We start from the raw sequence: 17,144 nt of genomic DNA, 5'->3' as shown, positions 1-17,144 counted from the left end.
GAAAAATGGCAGGGTTTTCACCCTGCCATGTCGCAACGCAAGTGACAAGCGTCAAGCGCCCGCTTCCAGCTGGCGCACGCGCTCGAACAGGCACACGGTAGCCGCCATCGCCACGTTCAGCGACTCGGCATGGCCCGGCATCGGAATGCGCACCCGCACGTCGGCGGCGGCCAGCACGGCGGCACTGACACCGGCGCCTTCGTTACCAAACACGAACGCCACATCGCCGGCCAGCGGTTGGCTGTACAGCGACACGCTACCTTCCAGATGCGTGACCAGTTTACGGCCGGGCCAGGCGGCCAGCACGGCGGGCAGGTCGGCCGCTTCGTGGATATTGAGCGCAAAGTGCGCGCCCATGCCGGCGCGCAATACCTTGGGCGAGTACACGTCGACGCAACCTTTGGACAGGTAGACATCCCGCACGTTGGCCGCAGCGGCGCAGCGCAGGATGGTGCCCAGGTTGCCCGGGTCCTGCACGTCGTCCAGCATCACGCACGGCGCGCCACTGGCGGTGGCGTGCGCTGCCGGGCGCTGACAGACGGTAAGCACTTCGGACGGCGTGGCCAGTGCGGTGACTTTGGCCAGCACTGGCGTGGACACCAGCACCAGGCGGCGGCTATCGAGGCGCGACAACAGCGGCAACAGCTCGCCGTGGTGCTGCGCGCTTTCGTTGACGTAGACGGTGTCGATGGCGAGGCCGGCGTCCAGTGCTGATTGCAGCAGATGGATGCCTTCCAACACCAGCTGACCGTGTTTGCGGCGGTCGCGGGCATTGGCGAGCAGGCGGCCCAGATGTTTGAGGTCATCGTTGGCCGCCGAAGTCAGAATCTTGTGGAATGTCATGCTTTACAGGGTTATTTGCGACACCCGCGCTACGGTTTCCTTGAAGCGCTGGTAGGTGTCGTCGTCGATCGGTTTGTTGCTGCGGAAGTTGTCAACGTAGAACACCCCGGCCAGCGTATGGCCGGTAAACACCGACATGCTGGCAAAGGCGCTCTCGCCAATGTGATTGAAAAACTCGTCGCCGTATTTGCGCGCCAGCTGGATGCGGGTGGCCATCGGCGCGTGGAAGCTTTGCGGCTTGCTGGCCAGCAGGTTGAAAAAGCTGCCCGGCTCCAGCGATACCGCCAGCTTGCGTAGCGGGTCCTTGTCGTCCAGCCCCACCTGGTAGCGCAAACGCAAGGTATGGCTGGGCTGGTCGTAACGCAGGAAGAAAATGCGCTCCAGCTTGAGGTCGTTGGCAAAGTGGCGGATGGACTCGCGCAGCGCCAGGTCCAGCTGCTCGGCACTGCTGAGCGTGGAGACCGGGTTTTGCTGCAGCACGCTGGGGAACGGGCCTTCCATGTACATATAAGCACGGGCGCTGTAGGTGTAGCCGGTGGCACGCGGGTTGCGCGCAATCTGCAGGATGGCCTGCTGCACCACGCGGTGCGCGTCTTCCGGGCTGCAGCCCATCAGCTTGGCGGCCGCCTCGATGCCGACGTTCCACTGCGGTCGCCACCAACCCTGGTCCACGCCGTTGGCGGTGGCAATGGCCAGCTTCAGCAACTGTTTGCGGCGGTTGCCCGGGCCGGTACCCAGGTTGGCCAGCAAACCGCTGGGCAGCGGCATTTTCTGGATGAACTGCTCCAGCAGCTTGGGGTATTCGGTCTTGAACACCTCGGACACTTCCTGCAGCAGCGGGCCTTGCGGGACGCGGTTGCGGTAGATCAGGTACAGGCAGGCCGGCAGGTTGTACACCAGCGCCGCCAGGAAGCAGTCTTCCACCTTGTAGTCGTCCAGCATCGCCAGCCAGCCCTTGATGGTGAAGGCGGCAATGCGGCTGCGGCCCAGCCAGTCGCCCAGCGCGTCCATCACGTCTTCATCCAGCTTGCCACGGCTGACTTCCAGCACCGGGATATTACGAAAGCGGGTATTGACCGCTTCCAGCCCCAGCATCATCAGCATCTGCTCTACGGTGGGGTTGGCCTCGCTGCGTTGCAGCGCCTTGCTGGCGCCCACTACCCGCAGCAGGTCCAGCAACAGGAAGGGGTCGGACAGCGTCAGGTTGGACAGATCGGCAAACGCGATCTGGTCGGGGTGCTGGCCCATCATCTGGCGCACCTTCAGCGCGGTGCCAGGCAGTATCGGCCAGCGGTTTTCTGCCAGGGAAGACAACCAGTTAGCAAGTTCCATGCGGATGACGCCAGATCAAGAGTTCTTTTTGCAATACGCCCTGCAGCGGCAGGCGCTGGTCGGGCTCTTGGGCATTGATAGTGAAAGTATTACTTATCAGCCAGCTATTTGCGCAGCATTTGTTTAAGAACTGCTGCCATACCCTGTCCATCGGGACAGGGGACAGAAACGCATGCACCACATCGAACGCGGCCCAGTCCTGCTGCCAGAAGTTGCCGTAACACAGGCGGGCGTTGCAGGGGCGGCCAGCCAGTACATGGCGCAGGCGGCTATACAGCCAGGGCAGCACGGCGTTTTCCACGCCGGTTACCTGTACGTCCGGCCGCAGTTGCGCCAAGCGCAGCACCACGCGACCGTCGCCGCTGCCCAGGTCCAGCACGCGGGCGCCGTGTGGCAGCCAAGCGGCCAACGCGGCCGTACTTTCACGCGACGACAGGTACAGCGGCACTTGCTCGGTTAGCGCATTGCGTGACACGGCATAGGTGAGCACGAAGGCCAACAGGTATACCCACGGTGGCAGCGCCAGCCACAAGGCCAGCATCAGCAAGGGGCCGAACGCCGCGTGTTGCCAGCGCGCCAGCCCCTGCAAGCGCAGCAGGCTGGCCAGCAGCAACGCCAGCGCCGCCTGGCAGCATGCCCACCACAACGGCTGAGCCAGCGGCGCGATGAAGAACGATACCGCCAGCGCTGCCAGCAGCTGGATCAGCAAGGCACGCAGGATGACACGCAGCATCAGTGCCCGCCAGCCGGCGCCACCGCAGCGGCTGCCTCTTTGGGAGAGCTGACGCTGGCGTTGCTGAGGTCGGCATCCTGCGAAATCAGCCCGTCACCGCGAATGCGCGACTCGGCTTCCTTGTTGAGGATGACGATGGCGATGCGGCGGTTTTCCGGGCTGAATACGTTCTGCTTGTTGAACGGGTCGGCTGAGCCCAGGCCCACCACGCGCAGCACTTTTTCGTCCAGCATGCCGCCGGCCACCATTTCGCGGCGCGCCGCGTTGGCGCGGTCAGACGACAGCTCCCAGTTGGTGTAGCCGGCGTCACTGCCAGAGAAACGGTTGGCGTCGGTATGGCCGGAAATGCTGATCTTGTTGTCCAGGTCGTTCAGCTCGCGGCCGATCGATTGCAGAATCTCGCGGGTATGCCCCAGCGGTGCAATACCGCCGGACTGGAACATCGGCCGGTTCTGCTCGTCGATGATCATGATGCGCAGGCCATCCGGCGTCATTTCCATCTTCACCTGGTTCTTGAACTGCTTCATCAGCTCGCTCTTGTTCAGGCTTTCGTCCAGCTTGTTCTGCAGCCGCTGCTGCAGCTTGTTCAGCTTTTGTGCTTCTTCTTCGGCCTTGGCCGGGTCGGGGTTGCCCTTGCGCACCAGGCCGGCCGATTTGGTCAGGTCGGTACCGCCGCCCTTGATGACGGACGTGGACGCGCCGGCGCCCTCGCCGCCCTGCAGCGCGGTCTTGAGTGGCGACTTGAAGTAATCGGAGATACCACTAAGCGTGCCCTGCGAGGTGGAGCCCAGCAGCCACATCAGCAGGAAGAAGGCCATCATGGCGGTAACGAAGTCGGCGTAGGCAATCTTCCATGCCCCGCCGTGGTGGCCGTGGCCACCCTTCTTGATCTTTTTGACGACTATGGGGCGTTGTGATTCGTCAGCCATGCTTGCAGCCCTTGTTTGCTCGGAGATTGGGGCCGGCGCCTGCGGGCACCGGCCGGTATACGGACAGGCGCCATCGGGATCACAAGCTGCAGCATAGCGTGCAGCGGGCGGCGCCAGGGTTGGCCGCACAACAGGCGCGGCCAACCCCTATCTTACTACATGACCTGCAGCTTCGGCAGGCCGGCTCGCCTGCCATCCGGCATGAGCCGGCAAAGAAAAACCCCTTCCTGTCGGAAGGGGCTGGCAGTGTCAGGCAGCGCAGCAGGATCAGGCCAGGCCTTTTTCCTTCAGCTTGCGCTCGAAGGTTTCCATGCAGCGGGCGGCGGTGGCCAGCATCTGGTCGATCTCGTCCTTGCTGATCACCAGCGGCGGCGCCGACACGATGTGGTCGCCGCAGGCACGCATGATCAGGTTGTTGGCAAAGAAGATGTCACGGCACATCAGGCCGATCTCGCCCCAGTTGTCGAACAGCTCGCGCGTCTGCTTGTTTTTCACCAGCGTGAACGCTTGGATCAGGCCGACGCCACGGATGTCGTCCACGTGCTCGAACTGGCTAAAGGTTTCGCGCCAGCGCTGCTGCATGTACGGGCCGATGTCTTCCTTCACGCGCTGCACGATGCCTTCGTCGCGCAGTGCCTTCACGTTGGCGTGCGCCACGGCAGCCGCTACCGGGTGGCCGGAATAGGTAAAGCCGTGGTTGAAGTCACCGCCGGCCGCCAGCGTGGCGGCCACTTCGTCGTTGACGAACACGGCGCCGATCGGCAGGTAGCCGGACGACAGGCCCTTGGCCGTGGTGTAGATGTCCGGGGTGAAACCGAAGTGGCTGTGGCCGAACCACTCGCCGGTACGGCCAAAGCCGCAGATCACTTCGTCGGCCACCAGCAGGATGTCGTACTTGCGGCAGATGCGCTCGACTTCCGGCCAGTAGGTGGACGGCGGCACGATCACGCCGCCGGCGCCCTGGATCGGCTCGCCGACGAAAGCGGCTACCTTGTCGGCGCCGATTTCCAGAATCTTTTCTTCGATCCAGCGTGCCGCAGCCACGCCGAATTCTTCCGGCGTCATGTCTTTGCCGTGTTTGTAGTACCACGGCTGTTCAACGTGGGCGATGCCCGGAATCGGCAGGTCGCCCTGCTCGTGCATATAGCTCATGCCACCCAGGCTGGCACCGCCGATGGTGGAGCCGTGGTAGCCGTTCCAGCGGCCGATCAGGGTTTTCTTCTGCGGCTTGCCTTTGACGTCCCAGTAGCGGCGCACCATGCGGATCATGGTGTCTACCGACTCGGAGCCGGAGTTAGTGTAGAACACGTGGTCGAAACCCTGCGGCGCCACCTCGGCCAGCAGGTGCGACAACTCCACCACCGCCGGGTGGGAAGTCTTGAAGAAGGTGTTGTAGTAGGCCAGTTCGTCCATCTGGCGCTTGGCCACGTCGGACAGGTCCTTGCGGCCGTAGCCGATGTTCACGCACCACAGGCCGGCCATGCCGTCCATGATCTTGTTGCCTTCGCTATCCCACAGGTAAATACCATCGGCACGGGTGATCATGCGCACACCCTGCTCGTTCAGCGAAGCGGTATCGGTAAAGGGGTGCAGGTGGTGAGCGGCATCCATTTCGCGCCAGGCTGCGGTATTGCGTTGCTGCGTCATTTCTACTCTCCTGTAGATGCCGCCTGCGGGGCCAGGGTTGGCCGCAGGCGGCGGCGTATCGTCGTTGTCGTTATGGTGTTACACGTGCAGCAGCAGGAATTTGCGTTCCCACGGGCTGATCACGCGGAAGTACTCGGAGAATTCTTTCTCTTTCATACCCACATACATCTTCACGAAGCGCGGGCCAAGGATCTCGGCGATGTCGCTGCAGTTCTTCAGGCGCACCAGCGCTTCTTCGGTGCCGTGCGGGAACTGGAACGGCAGTTCGTAGGCGTCGCTGGACAGCGGGTCACGCGGCTTGATCTTGTTGACCATGCCGAGGTAGCCGCAGGCCAGGGTGGCGGCCATGGCGATGTACGGGTTAACGTCCACGCCCGGTACGCGGTTTTCCACGCGGCGGGCAGCCGGCGACGAATGCGGTACGCGCAGGCCGACGGTGCGGTTGTCGTAACCCCACTCCACGTTGGTCGGCGCGGCGGTGTAGCGCGACAGGCGACGGTAGCTGTTCACGTACGGGGCGAAGAACGGCATGCACTCCGGCAGGTAGTGCTGCAGACCGCCGATGAAGTGCAGGAAGTCGTCCGACGCACTGCCATCGGCGTTGCTGAAGATGTTCTTGCCGGTTTCGATGCTGCACACGCTCTGGTGCACGTGCATGGCGCTGCCCGGCTCGCCTTCCATCGGCTTGGCCATGAAAGTGGCATACATGTTATGGCGGAATGCAGCCTCGCGCACTGTCCGCTTGAACAGGAACACCTGGTCACACAGGTCCAGCGCATTGCCGTGCAGGAAGTTGATTTCCATCTGCGCGGTGCCGATCTCGTGAATCAGGGTGTCCACTTCCAGGTTCTGGGCGTGGCAGTAGTCATAAATGTCTTCGAACAGCGGGTCGAACTCGTTTACCGCATCGATGGCGTAGGAGCGACGGCCGAATTCGGCGCGACCGGTACGGCCAACCGGCGGTGCCAGCGGGATGTCCGGATCAGGGTTCGGCGACAGCAGGTAGAACTCCATCTCGGGTGCCACAACCGGCGCCCAGCCCTTGTCTTCGTACATCTTCAGTACGCGGCGCAGCACGTTACGCGGTGCCACTTCCACCGGCTGGCCGTCGGCGCGGAAGGCGTCGTAAATCAGCTGGGCGGTAGGGTCGGTAGCCCACGGTACGTAGCGCAGGGTGTTGGGGTCGGGCAGCAGGACCATGTCCGGGTCGGTCAGGTCCAGCATGCTGTCGTCAGGGTAGTCGCCGGTAACGGTCTGGATCAGTACCGCTTCCGGCAGGCGCATTTCCGACTCGGAAACAAACTTGTCCTTCGGTACGATCTTGCCGCGTGCAACGCCGGTCATGTCCGGCACAATGCACTCCATCTCGGTAATACGGTGCTCGCGCAGCCATTCAAACATTTGGTGACTCATGATGCATTTCCTCTATTTTCCGGTCTGTGCCGGAAGGTTTTGCCGAGTACGCGTCTATTGGTTTCGACGCATACGGCGCTCCCGGCAAGCGTCGCCGAAAGCCTTCAAAATTGCCTGGGAGACTTTGTTGTCCCAGTACTTCCACTCCGGGTGCCACTGCACGGCGTAGGCAAAACCCGGCGCCTTGGCAAATCGGTAGGCCTCCACCAGGCCATCCTCGGCGCGGGCTTCCACGGCCAGGCCGTCGGCCAGGCGCTTGATGCCCTGCTGGTGGATGGAGTTGACCATCGCGGTGTCACAGCCCAGCCAGCCGCGCAGCCAGCTGCCCTCGGCCAGCTGCACCGGGTGCGCCGGGCCGTACATGTGTTCCACGTCCTGGGTGTCCGGTTCGCGGTGGTCGTGCAGCCCCGGCACTTCCTGTACGTGCTGGTGCAGCTCGCCCCCCATCGCCACGTTGATCTCCTGGAAGCCGCGGCAAATGCCCAGCAAGGGCACGCCTTCGGCGACCAGCATGTCGATCAGCGGCAACGTGGTGGCATCGCGCGCCTTGTCGTGCAGCGTGCCCTCACGGCTGGGCTCGCCCTGATAGTGGTGCGGTTCCACATTGGAAGGCGAGCCTGGCAGCAGCACGCCGTCGACCAGGTCGACAATGGCGCGCAGCTGGCTGGCATCGCCCAGCGAAGGGATAAGGATGGCAACGCCCCCGGCCCCGCCCACCGCGGCGGTGATGTACTTCTCTCCCACCGCGTGGAACGGAAACAGGCCGATCTGCTTGACGTCGCAGGGAATCCCGATAATCGGTTGCTGCATAGTGTCCTCGTTTGCTCAGCCTGCCGCCCCGGCGGCCACCAGCGGGTCTACGTACGGGTAGCCCAGGTCGCGCGCCACGGCGGCGTAAGTGACCTTGCCACGGCACACATTCAGGCCGTGACGCAGGTGCACGTTATCGGTAATGGCCTGCACCCAGCCCTTGCCCGCCAGTTCCAGCGCGTACGGCAAGGTGGCATTGGTCAGTGCCATGGTGGAGGTCCGCGCCACGCCGCCCGGCATGTTGGCCACGCAGTAATGCACGATCCCGTCCACGATGTAAGTCGGGTCCTGGTGCGTGGTAGCGCGGCTGGTTTCGAAACAGCCGCCCTGGTCTATCGCCACGTCCACCAGTACCGCACCCGGCTTCAGGTGCTTCAGCATGGCGCGGCTCACCAGCTTGGGCGCCGCCGCACCCGGGATCAGCACTGCGCCGACGATCATGTCGGCTTCGCGGATGCTGTCCTCGATGTTGGCCGCATTCGACATCAGCGTCTTGATGCGGCCACCGAAAACCATGTCTATCTCTTTCAGGCGCGCCAGCGACTTGTCCAGCAGCGTCACGTCGGCGCCCAGCCCCATCGCCATGCGAGCGGCATTCAACCCTACCACACCGCCCCCGATCACCACCACCCGGGCCGGTGCCACGCCGGGCACACCACCCAGTAGCACGCCACGGCCGCCTTGCGCTTTTTCCAGCGCGTGCGCCCCGGCCTGCACCGCCATGCGGCCGGCCACCTCGGACATCGGCGCCAGCAGCGGCAGCCCGCCGCGCTCGTCGGTAACCGTCTCGTAGGCAATGGCGACCGCGCCCGATTCCACCAGCAGACGGGTCTGCTCCGGGTCCGGCGCCAGGTGCAGGTAGGTAAACAGCAGCTGGCCGGGGCGCAGCATGCGACACTCTACCGGTTGCGGCTCTTTTACCTTGATGATCATCTCGGCCTGGGCGAACACCTCTTCGGCGTGGGCGGCAATACCGGCCCCGGCCTGCAGGTAGTGTTCGTCGGTAAAACCGATCGCCAGACCGGCCTGCGTCTGCACAATCACCTTGTGGCCGGCGGCCACCAACTCACGCACACCGGAGGGCGTAAGGCCCACGCGGTACTCATGATTTTTGATCTCCTTCGGAACGCCGATTAACATAGCTGTCTCCTTTGGTGGTGTCGTGAATATTTAGCATCAGTTGTTTAAAAAAATCTACAACAAGCTTGCAGTCACACACTGATTTTGACTATAACTTGCACACCTTGCAAAGAAATTTCGTTATTGCAGCGCAGCAGTCGCGCAAGAAATGGTCAAAATCCTTATCATCGCACGTCTAAAATTATTAACATTTGGATTGGACAGGAACATATGGATGTTGGTGCACGACTCAGGATGGTTCGCGAACGCATGGGGCTTTCCCAACGCGAACTCGCCAAAAGGGCCGGCGTGACAAACGGCACGATCTCGCTGATCGAGCAAAACCGCGTCAGCCCTTCCATCAGCTCGCTGCGCAAGGTACTGGAAGGCTTGCCGATGACACTGTCGGACTTTTTCACCTTCGATACCGAGCCCCAACAGGCTCACGTGTTTTATAGCAGCGAGGAGCTGCCCAACCTGGGCAACGACCAGATCCAGCTGCTGCTGGTGGGCACCGCCCATCCGCGACGCGACATTGCCATCCTGCGCGAGGTGTACCAGCCAGGTGCCGACACCGGCCCGGACATGCTGGTGCACGAAGGCCAGGAAGGCGGCGTGGTACTGAAAGGCGAAGTGGAAATTACCGTTGGTAACGACGTGCGGGTACTGCGCCCGGGTGATTCCTACTATTTCGACAGCAAGCAGCCGCACCGTTTCCGCAACGTTGGCACCGACACCTGTGAAATCGTGAGCGCGAGCTCGCCGCCAACGTTCTAAGCCGCTCCGCCAGGCGGGGCGCACCCGACACCACAAAGGAGAAACACCATGGCTCGCACCCATGCAGAATGGCAGGCTCTGGCCAGCCAGCTCACCATCGAAGGCCGCGCATTCATCGACGGCCAGTACGTCACGGCTGCAGACGGGCGCACGTTTGACTGTATCAACCCGGCAACCGGCGCCAAGCTGGCCGACATCAGCTGGGCCGGCGACGCCGAGGTGGAGCAGGCGGTCGCCGCCGCCCGCCGCGTATTCGACAGCGGCAAGTGGTCGGGCCTGGCCCCGCTGGTGCGCGGCCGCATCCTGAAGCGCTTTGCCGCCCTGATCCGCGAACACAAGGACGAGCTGTCGCTGCTGGAAACGCTGGACGCCGGCAAGCCGATCGGCGACACCACCACCGTGGACGTACCGGGCGCTGCCTACTGCGTGGAATGGTTTGCCGAAGCCATCGACAAGATCGGCGGCGAAGTCGCCCCGGTGGACCCGAAACTGGTTGGCCTGGTTACCCGCGAAGCCATCGGCGTGGTGGCAGCCATCGTGCCGTGGAACTTCCCCATCCTGATGGCCAGCTGGAAGTTCGGCCCGGCGCTGGCCGCCGGTAACGCGGTGATCGTCAAGCCGTCGGAAAAATCGCCGCTCACCGCCATCAGGTTGGCCGCACTGGCCAAGCAAGCCGGCATGCCGGACGGCGTGTTCCAGGTATTGCCGGGTGCCGGCGACGTGGGCAAGGCGCTGTCCCTGCACATGGATATCGATTGCGTCGCCTTTACCGGCTCCACCGGCGTGGGCAAGCTGATCGCCACCTACGCCGCGCAGTCCAACCTCAAGCGTGCCTGGCTGGAGCTGGGCGGCAAGTCGCCCAACATCATCCTGCCGGACTGCCCGGACCTGGCCCGCGCCGCCAACACCGCCGCCGGCGCCATCTTCTACAACATGGGTGAGATGTGCACTGCCGGTTCGCGCCTGCTGGTACACAAGGATATCAAGGACGCCTTCCTGGCCGAGTTCAAGAAAGCCGCTGCCGCCTACCAGCCGGCCGACCCGCTGGACCCGGCCACCAGCATGGGCGCCATTGTTGACCGCATCCAGTACGACAAGGTGCTGGGCTACATCGCCAAAGCGCGCGAGGAAAACTGCGAACTGGTGTGCGGAGGCAACGCTACCCGCACCGACGAAGGCCTGTTCATCGAACCTACTGCCTTCGTGTGCCCGCGCCCGGACATGACCATCTGCCGCGAGGAAATCTTCGGCCCGGTGCTGTCCATCATCACCTTCAGCGACGTGGAAGAAGCCATCCGCATCGCCAACGACACCGAGTACGGCCTGGCCGCCGCGGTGTGGACCAGCAACGTCACCACCGCGCACCAGGTGTCGCGCCGCCTGCGCGCCGGTACCGTGTGGGTGAACTGCTACGACGAAGGCGGCGACATGAACTTCCCGTTCGGCGGCTTCAAGCAGTCCGGCAATGGCCGCGACAAATCGCTGCACGCGCTGGAAAAATACACCGAGCTGAAGTCGACGCTGATCAAGCTGTAAGCCCGCGCCCTACCCAGCCAAGCCTGCCGCGTGCAGGCTTTTTTCATGTCTGGCCGGCACACGCACACGGACAAAATGTCCCAGCACGGTGCCGGCAAGACAGAAAGTCGCACCTGGCGTGTAAGCCGGCACCCCGTTTGTGCGACTGATAGGCCAGCAACGCAAGCCAGACCACGCTGCGGCCAACCTTGCGGTGCCGTTGCGGGGCTGGCAAGCTGCTTGCTTGTTACTCCCCTTGTCTGAACGCTAACCCGGGACCTCCCCATGCTGTCCGATCGCTTTGGCCGCACCATCGACTACCTGCGCATCTCGGTAACCGACCGCTGTGACCTGCGCTGCAGTTATTGCATCCCCAAAGGCTTCAAGGGCTTCGAGGAGCCGGCCAACTGGCTGACCTTCGACGAAATCGAGCGTGTCATCGCGGCGTTTGCCCACTTGGGCACCCGCCGCTACCGCCTTACCGGCGGCGAGCCGCTGCTGCGCCGCCACCTGCCACAGTTGGCCGCCAGGCTGGCCGCACTGCCTGGCGTGGACGACCTGTCGCTCTCCACCAACGGCACCCAGCTGGCGAGCCAGGCCAACGCACTGTACGCCGCCGGCGTACGCCGGCTGAACGTGAGCCTGGATTCGCTGCGCGACGACTGCGTGCACGACATCACCGGCAGCCGCAACCTGGACCAGGTGCTGGCCGGCCTGCGCGCCGCCCGCGACGCCGGCTTTGCCAGCATCAAGATCAATATGGTGCCGCTAGCCGGCGTCAACGAAGCCGACATCGAACCGATGGTGGCCTATTGCATCGACAACGGCCTGATCCTGCGCCTGATCGAGGCCATGCCGATGGGCAGCACCGGCCAGCAGACGCGTGGCGTGGACCTGCAGCCGGTGCTGGCCCGCCTGCAACAGCGCTTTGGCCTGCGGCCAACGTGCAAGACGCTGGGCGGCGGCCCGGCCCGCTACTGGGAAAGCGCCGACGGCCAGTTCACGCTGGGGCTGATCACGCCGATCTCGCAACACTTCTGCGCCACCTGTAACCGCGTGCGGCTATCGGTGGATGGCACGCTCTACATGTGCCTGGGGCAGGAGGAGCGCTTTGAGCTACGCCCGCTGCTGCGCGCCGGCTGCAGCGACGCCGAACTGGAAGCCGCCATCCGCGCTGCCATCGAACTGAAACCGGAAAAGCACGAATTCATCGAGCAACCACAGCGCGTGGTGCGCTTCATGTCGATGACCGGCGGCTAACACCACACTGCGGGCCAAGTGCACGCTATCATGCCTTGCTTGTTACAGCGGAGAACAAGCATGCGCACCCAACAAGCCATCCAGTTAGGCAGTATCGAGCTGTTCTGCAAAGCCGCCGAGCTGGGTAGCTTTACGGCAGCGGCCGAGGCACTGGGGCTGACGCCGGCGTCGGTCAGCCGCGCCATCGCCCGCATGGAAGCGCGGCTGGGCCTGCGCCTGTTTGCCCGCACTACGCGCCAGGTACAACTGACGGCCGAGGGCGAGCTGTACTGGCAGGCGTGCCGCCAGGCGCTGACGCAGATCCAGGCCGCCGAGCAGGCGCTGAGTGGCCAGCAGCAGATACCGCACGGCCGCTTGCGCATCAGCGTCGGCTCCTTGTACGCCAATCACCGCCTGCTGCCTGCCTTGCCGGCATTTGCCGAGCGCTACCCGCAAGTCGAACTGGAACTGAGCCTGAGCAACCGCGTGGCCGACCTGGTAGAAGAAGGCTACGACGCTGCCATCCGCATTGGCACCCCACCAGACTCCAGCCTGATCGGCCACCCGCTGGAGCTGGCCACGCTGGGCGTGTTTGCCACACCGGCCTATCTACAACAGCACGGCACGCCCGCCACCCCCGCCCAGCTGGCGGCGCATTGCTGCTTGCGCTTCGTGCAGCCCAGCAGCGGGCGGCCCACGCCGTGGCTGTTTTGCGACCCGGACGGCCAGCCCTTCGACCTCACGCCGCCGCAGGGGCCGCTGCTACGCGACGACCCGGCCGGCTGCATCAGCCTGGGGCTGGCCGGCGGCGGCCTGTTCCAGACCTACCATTTCATCGTGCAGGCCGCACTGGCCAGCGGCCAACTATGCGAAGTGCTTCCTGCTTACGCCGGCCGCAGCCGCCAGATCACGCTGCTGTACCCGGATCGCCGCCACGCTTCGGCCCGGCTGCGCGCTTTTGTCGAGTTTGTCCGCAGCCTGCCTGCGCCGCCATCCATTACCTGATGTAACAAGCAAAGCAACGTGGCGGTGATGTTTTGCCGGCGCGCAGCAGCGTACCTTGCACAGCGTAGCGGCTGCCTGTTGCAGCCGACGTTTGCGAGAGACATCCCATGAGCGACATCCAGTGGCCCGCCGGCTTCGTGCCCGGCTTTACCGACAACTTCTGCAGCAACGAGGTGATTGTTACCGGCATCAGCGTCGATGCGGCCTGGCACTTGCTGGCCACCCCGACGCTGTGGCCAGACTATTACGCCAACTCGGCCAATCCGCGCTTTCATGACGACAAGGGGCCGCAGCTGGCGCTGGGCGACCGCTTCTATTTTGAAACCTTCGGCTTTCCGGTTGAGGCACGCGTGGTGGAGTGCATTGCCCCGGTAGCCGGCCAGCCAGCGCGCCTGGCCTGGCACGGCTGGGCCGGCAACGACGAGACAGACCGCCTGGACGTGCACCACGCCTGGCTGATCGAGGCGCTGTCGGAAAACCGCGTGCGCATCCTGACCCAGGAAACCCAGGTCGGCGCGCCGGCCAAACAGCTGGCCAGCGACCCCAGCCATCCGATGATTCACGGCCATCAGCAGTGGCTGGACGGCATGGTGCAGGCCGCGCGGCAGCTGCTGCGCACCGAGGCATGACCCTGGCGCATGGCTGCCAATCAATCATTCCAAGGTGGAATGATAAATATGAAAATGATTCATTTCACGAATGAGATGACCATCCCTATACTGCAATCACTCTCTGTGTTGTGTTGTGGCTCGTAAGCGCAATGCCCTGATTTCACTTGTCCGCCCCACCCATCGGGTGCCGCGTGGCAAGCCAAGATGAGCATCCTTATACGAGCGTTGTGCCGGCTATATGCCGGCCATTTTTTTGCCTGCTCGCCGCACAACACGCCCACTCTGGCCTTGCGGCCAACCTAGCCCGCCCGACCCATGGCGATTTCAAGCTGCGCCAGCGCGGCGGCATCATTGGCATTGGCAAAAGCCGTGTCGTCAAAATCTACCGTCACCACGTTCAACCCCGCCAGCCAGCCGCGTATGCTGCGCCCCCCTGCCGCCAGATAGGCCGGCAAACCGGCCAGTGCCGTCACGCGCAGCAACAGGCACGCCGGCTGCGGCCCGTGCGCCGTCACCGGCATGGCAGCGTCGGCATCGCCCAGCGCCTGCGCCAGGCGGCTTACCAGGTCGGCGGGCAGTAGCGGCGTGTCGCACGGGGCGGTTTGCAACAGCGTCACGGCAGGCGGCAAGCTGGCCGCTGCCGTGGCCAAGGCCGCCAGCGGGCCCATGCCCTGCCAGTGCGGCGCGTCCGGCCACACCGGCTGCCCGCTGGCCGCATAGTCATCGAGGTGGCGATTGGCGCTGATCGCCAGCCAACCCACTTGCGGCAACAGGGCCTGCAATACATGGCGGTATAAAGGTTGGCCGCACAATCGCTGCAAGCCCTTGTCTACCCCGCCCATGCGGCGGCCTTCGCCGCCCGCCAGAATCAGTGCACCGATCATGCTTGCTCCTCCGGCCAGGGCAGCTGGCGCTGGCTGCAAAAGTGGCGGGGGCGTCCATCCACCGGATCGGTAAACGCGATGCTGCGCGCCAGCAGCGCCAATGGCTGGCTGAAGTCGTCGTCGGCCTTGTCGTGGCGGAACACCGGGTACCACGGGTCGTGCCGGATGGGCACGCCCAGCGCCGCCATATGCGCGCGCAACTGGTGCTTCTTGCCGCTGGACGGCTGCAACCGGTAGTGCGCCCAGCCGCCCTGCTGCCGGATCAGGCTGATGCGGGTATGGCTGTTCGGCTCGCCCGGCACCACGCTCATCACGAACTCGCCGGCGCGCTCCTGCAGCCGGCAGGCGTAGTCCAGCGGTATCAGCTGCACCGGCGGCCACGGCGCGATGGCCTCGTACTCCTTGCTAACCTGCTGCTGCTCGAACAGGCGCTGATAGGCGCCATGCCAGGCCGGGTCCACGCAGAACACCAGCACGCCGGCGGTTTCGCGATCCAGCCGATGAATGGGGCTGACGGCGGCCAAGCCCGGCAGCTGCCGCAGCCGCGTCAGCACCGTTTGCTGCAGGTGGCGCCCACCCGGCACACAGGCCAGAAAATGCGGCTTGTCTACCACCAGCAGGCGATCATCGCGAAACAGGATGGGCGCCTCGAACGGCACCGTTACCTCGCCCACCACCTGGCGGAAGTACCAGATACGTTGCCCGGCCCGGTACGGCGCTGGCGAGGGCAACGGTTGGCCGCCATCATCCCACAGCTGGCCAGCGGCCAGCCGCTGCGCCCAACTGGCCGCCACATGCGGAAAGCGGGCCTGCAGGAACGCAAGCAGATCCGGCCACGGGCCGGCGGGCAATACCAGACAGCTGGCGGCCACGCCGTCACGCGGCGGCACGGGGGAAACGAGAGCAGACATCAAAGATTGGTGTACGGGTTGCCGCAAAGCGGGCATTTTACCGGATAATGCCGGCTTTCCATGACGAAAGCCTTGTCTGCCATGAAACACGTCGCCCTCAGCGAGCAGGACTACCAGCGCCTGTCCGCCACCCTGACCCGCCTGGCCCCGCAAGGCGCGATGAGCCTGGAAAAACTGGACGGCTTTTTTGCCGCCCTGCTGTGCGGCCCGGAAGCGATCAAGCCGGTAGAGTGCCTGCCCGCCATCCTGGGCGCCGCTTTCGACGACGAAGACGCGTTCCGCACGCCCAAGGCGATGGACCAGTTCGTGCGCCAGCTCAGTGGCCACTGGCTGGACATCGCCCACACACTGCAGCAAGGTCTGCCGTTCCAGCCGTGGCTGGACGAAGACGAACACGGCCAGGTGCACGGCAATGCCTGGGCCGAGGGCTTCAGCGAAGGCATGCAGCTGATGCACGAAGACTGGACCTTGCTGTTCGACGATGCCGACGCCGCCCCGGCGCTGGCGCCGATCATGGCACTGGCGTTCGAGCACCACCCCGACCCCGATATGCGCCCGTTCCTGGCCGGCGTCAGCGACGCGCAGCGCGAACTGTGGCTGGGCGAAATCAGCGACGCGGTAGCGCGCATCCACGCCTTTTTTGCCCGCTTGCGCGCCGAGATTGCCGCCGCCGAGGCCGACGCGGAGGACGAAGCATGAGCAGCCAGGCCGCCCTGTTCTGGAACCCGCGCTTTGCCGGCGAACAGTACGCCTACGGCAGCGCGCCCAACGACTTCCTGAAGGCGCAGGCCAGCCGGCTGGCCGCCGGCAGCCGCGTGCTGAGCCTGGGCGAAGGCGAAGGCCGCAACGCCATCCACCTGGCCAGCCTGGGGCACGACGTCACCGCCGTTGACGCCGCCCACACCGGCCTGATCAAACTGCTGCAGCGGGCAGCGCGCGAGAGCCTGACCGTCACCGCCACGCTGGCCGACCTGGCTGATTACGCCATCCCCCCGGCGCACTGGCACGCCATCGTGTCCATTTTCTGCCACCTGCCACCCGCGCTGCGCCGTACGGTACTGCGCGACTGCGTGCGCGGCCTGGCGCCTGGCGGGCTGTTCATTCTGGAAGGCTACACCCCGCGCCAGCTGGCATTCGGTACCGGTGGCCCCAAAGACGTCAGCTTGCTGCTGGAACCGGACGCCATCCGCGCCGAACTGGACGGGCTGGAGCTGCTGCACTTTGCCGAAGTACAGCGCGAGGTAGTGGAAGGCAGCCTGCACACCGGCATGGCCGCCGTGCTGCAGGTGGTGGCGCGCAAACCCGGCCCCACCGCAGCCTGAGCGGCACCCAAACCACAACGCCCTGCCAGGCTTACCCGGCAGGGCGTTTGCATG

The 17,144-nt window shown here is 64.5% G+C and carries 17 protein-coding genes; 7 read left to right on the top strand and 10 right to left on the bottom strand.

The genetic code is table 11. The annotated features are described in order from the left end of the window. Positions 1-51: 51 nt before the first annotated feature. The 8 genes from FLQ03_RS15100 to ald form a co-directional block, all read right to left on the bottom strand. Positions 52-843 (bottom strand): TrmH family RNA methyltransferase, encoded by a 792-nt coding sequence (locus FLQ03_RS15100; RefSeq protein ID WP_144371719.1) that lies wholly within the window; start codon positions 841-843, stop codon positions 52-54. A gap of 3 nt (positions 844-846) precedes the next feature. Beyond that, a complete protein-coding gene (locus FLQ03_RS15095; RefSeq protein ID WP_144371718.1) occupies positions 847-2,175 on the bottom strand; it encodes a histidine kinase in 1,329 nt (442 codons plus the stop codon). Next, positions 2,162-2,908, bottom strand: a complete 747-nt coding sequence (locus FLQ03_RS15090) for a class I SAM-dependent methyltransferase (protein ID WP_144371717.1) — start codon at positions 2,906-2,908, stop codon at positions 2,162-2,164. The genes FLQ03_RS15095 and FLQ03_RS15090 overlap by 14 nt, the downstream gene beginning before the upstream one ends. Next, a complete protein-coding gene (gene motB, locus FLQ03_RS15085; RefSeq protein ID WP_144371716.1) occupies positions 2,908-3,837 on the bottom strand; it encodes a flagellar motor protein MotB in 930 nt (309 codons plus the stop codon). The genes FLQ03_RS15090 and motB overlap by 1 nt, the downstream gene beginning before the upstream one ends. A 267-nt stretch (positions 3,838-4,104) precedes the next feature. After that, positions 4,105-5,484: an aspartate aminotransferase family protein gene (locus tag FLQ03_RS15080; protein WP_144371715.1), complete on the bottom strand. Its 1,380-nt coding sequence runs from the start codon at positions 5,482-5,484 to the stop codon at positions 4,105-4,107. Between the two features lie 78 nt (positions 5,485-5,562). Next, positions 5,563-6,897 carry a glutamine synthetase family protein gene (locus FLQ03_RS15075; RefSeq protein ID WP_144371714.1) on the bottom strand — a complete coding sequence of 445 codons (1,335 nt, stop codon included), beginning with the start codon at positions 6,895-6,897 and terminating at the stop codon, positions 5,563-5,565. 54 nt (positions 6,898-6,951) lie between these two features. After that, positions 6,952-7,707: a gamma-glutamyl-gamma-aminobutyrate hydrolase family protein gene (locus tag FLQ03_RS15070; RefSeq protein ID WP_144371713.1), complete on the bottom strand. Its 756-nt coding sequence runs from the start codon at positions 7,705-7,707 to the stop codon at positions 6,952-6,954. Between the two features lie 15 nt (positions 7,708-7,722). Next, positions 7,723-8,847, bottom strand: coding sequence for an alanine dehydrogenase (ald, locus tag FLQ03_RS15065; RefSeq protein ID WP_144371712.1), 1,125 nt, complete (start codon positions 8,845-8,847; stop codon positions 7,723-7,725). Positions 8,848-9,057: 210 nt separating this feature from the next. Here ald and FLQ03_RS15060 point away from each other — a divergent pair, with 210 nt between their 5' ends. From FLQ03_RS15060 to FLQ03_RS15040, 5 genes are all read left to right on the top strand, one after another. Further along, entirely contained in the window at positions 9,058-9,603 is a 546-nt protein-coding gene (locus FLQ03_RS15060; protein ID WP_144371711.1) for a cupin domain-containing protein, read from the top strand. A gap of 48 nt (positions 9,604-9,651) precedes the next feature. Further along, positions 9,652-11,139, top strand: a complete 1,488-nt coding sequence (locus FLQ03_RS15055) for an aldehyde dehydrogenase (RefSeq protein WP_144371710.1) — start codon at positions 9,652-9,654, stop codon at positions 11,137-11,139. 264 nt (positions 11,140-11,403) lie between these two features. Continuing rightward, positions 11,404-12,378: a GTP 3',8-cyclase MoaA gene (moaA, locus tag FLQ03_RS15050; RefSeq protein WP_144371709.1), complete on the top strand. Its 975-nt coding sequence runs from the start codon at positions 11,404-11,406 to the stop codon at positions 12,376-12,378. A 60-nt stretch (positions 12,379-12,438) separates the two neighbouring features. Then, positions 12,439-13,362 (top strand): LysR family transcriptional regulator, encoded by a 924-nt coding sequence (locus FLQ03_RS15045; RefSeq protein ID WP_144371708.1) that lies wholly within the window; start codon positions 12,439-12,441, stop codon positions 13,360-13,362. 107 nt (positions 13,363-13,469) lie between these two features. Beyond that, entirely contained in the window at positions 13,470-13,991 is a 522-nt protein-coding gene (locus FLQ03_RS15040) for an SRPBCC family protein (protein WP_144371707.1), read from the top strand. Positions 13,992-14,272: 281 nt separating this feature from the next. On the opposite strand, the gene mobA is transcribed toward FLQ03_RS15040, so the two are convergent. Next, entirely contained in the window at positions 14,273-14,857 is a 585-nt protein-coding gene (gene mobA / locus FLQ03_RS15035) for a molybdenum cofactor guanylyltransferase MobA (protein ID WP_144371706.1), read from the bottom strand. Continuing rightward, positions 14,854-15,768 (bottom strand): pseudouridine synthase, encoded by a 915-nt coding sequence (locus FLQ03_RS15030; protein WP_170252435.1) that lies wholly within the window; start codon positions 15,766-15,768, stop codon positions 14,854-14,856. Before FLQ03_RS15030 ends, mobA begins: the two co-directional genes overlap by 4 nt. An 81-nt stretch (positions 15,769-15,849) precedes the next feature. Here FLQ03_RS15030 and FLQ03_RS15025 point away from each other — a divergent pair, with 81 nt between their 5' ends. Together FLQ03_RS15025 and FLQ03_RS15020 are read left to right on the top strand one after the other, a co-directional pair. Continuing rightward, on the top strand, positions 15,850-16,467 hold the full coding sequence (locus tag FLQ03_RS15025; RefSeq protein ID WP_144371705.1) for a UPF0149 family protein: 618 nt from the start codon (positions 15,850-15,852) through the stop codon (positions 16,465-16,467). Then, complete coding sequence (locus tag FLQ03_RS15020) at positions 16,464-17,090, top strand: SAM-dependent methyltransferase (protein ID WP_144371704.1); 627 nt, start codon at positions 16,464-16,466, stop codon at positions 17,088-17,090. The genes FLQ03_RS15025 and FLQ03_RS15020 overlap by 4 nt, the downstream gene beginning before the upstream one ends. Positions 17,091-17,144: the final 54 nt, after the last annotated feature.

The organism is Vogesella urethralis, from assembly GCF_007644045.2.
Lineage (GTDB): Bacteria > Pseudomonadota > Gammaproteobacteria > Burkholderiales > Chromobacteriaceae > Vogesella > Vogesella urethralis.
The sequence above is the reverse complement of the archived record's forward strand: the minus strand, read 5'-3'. Positions and strand labels throughout refer to the sequence as shown.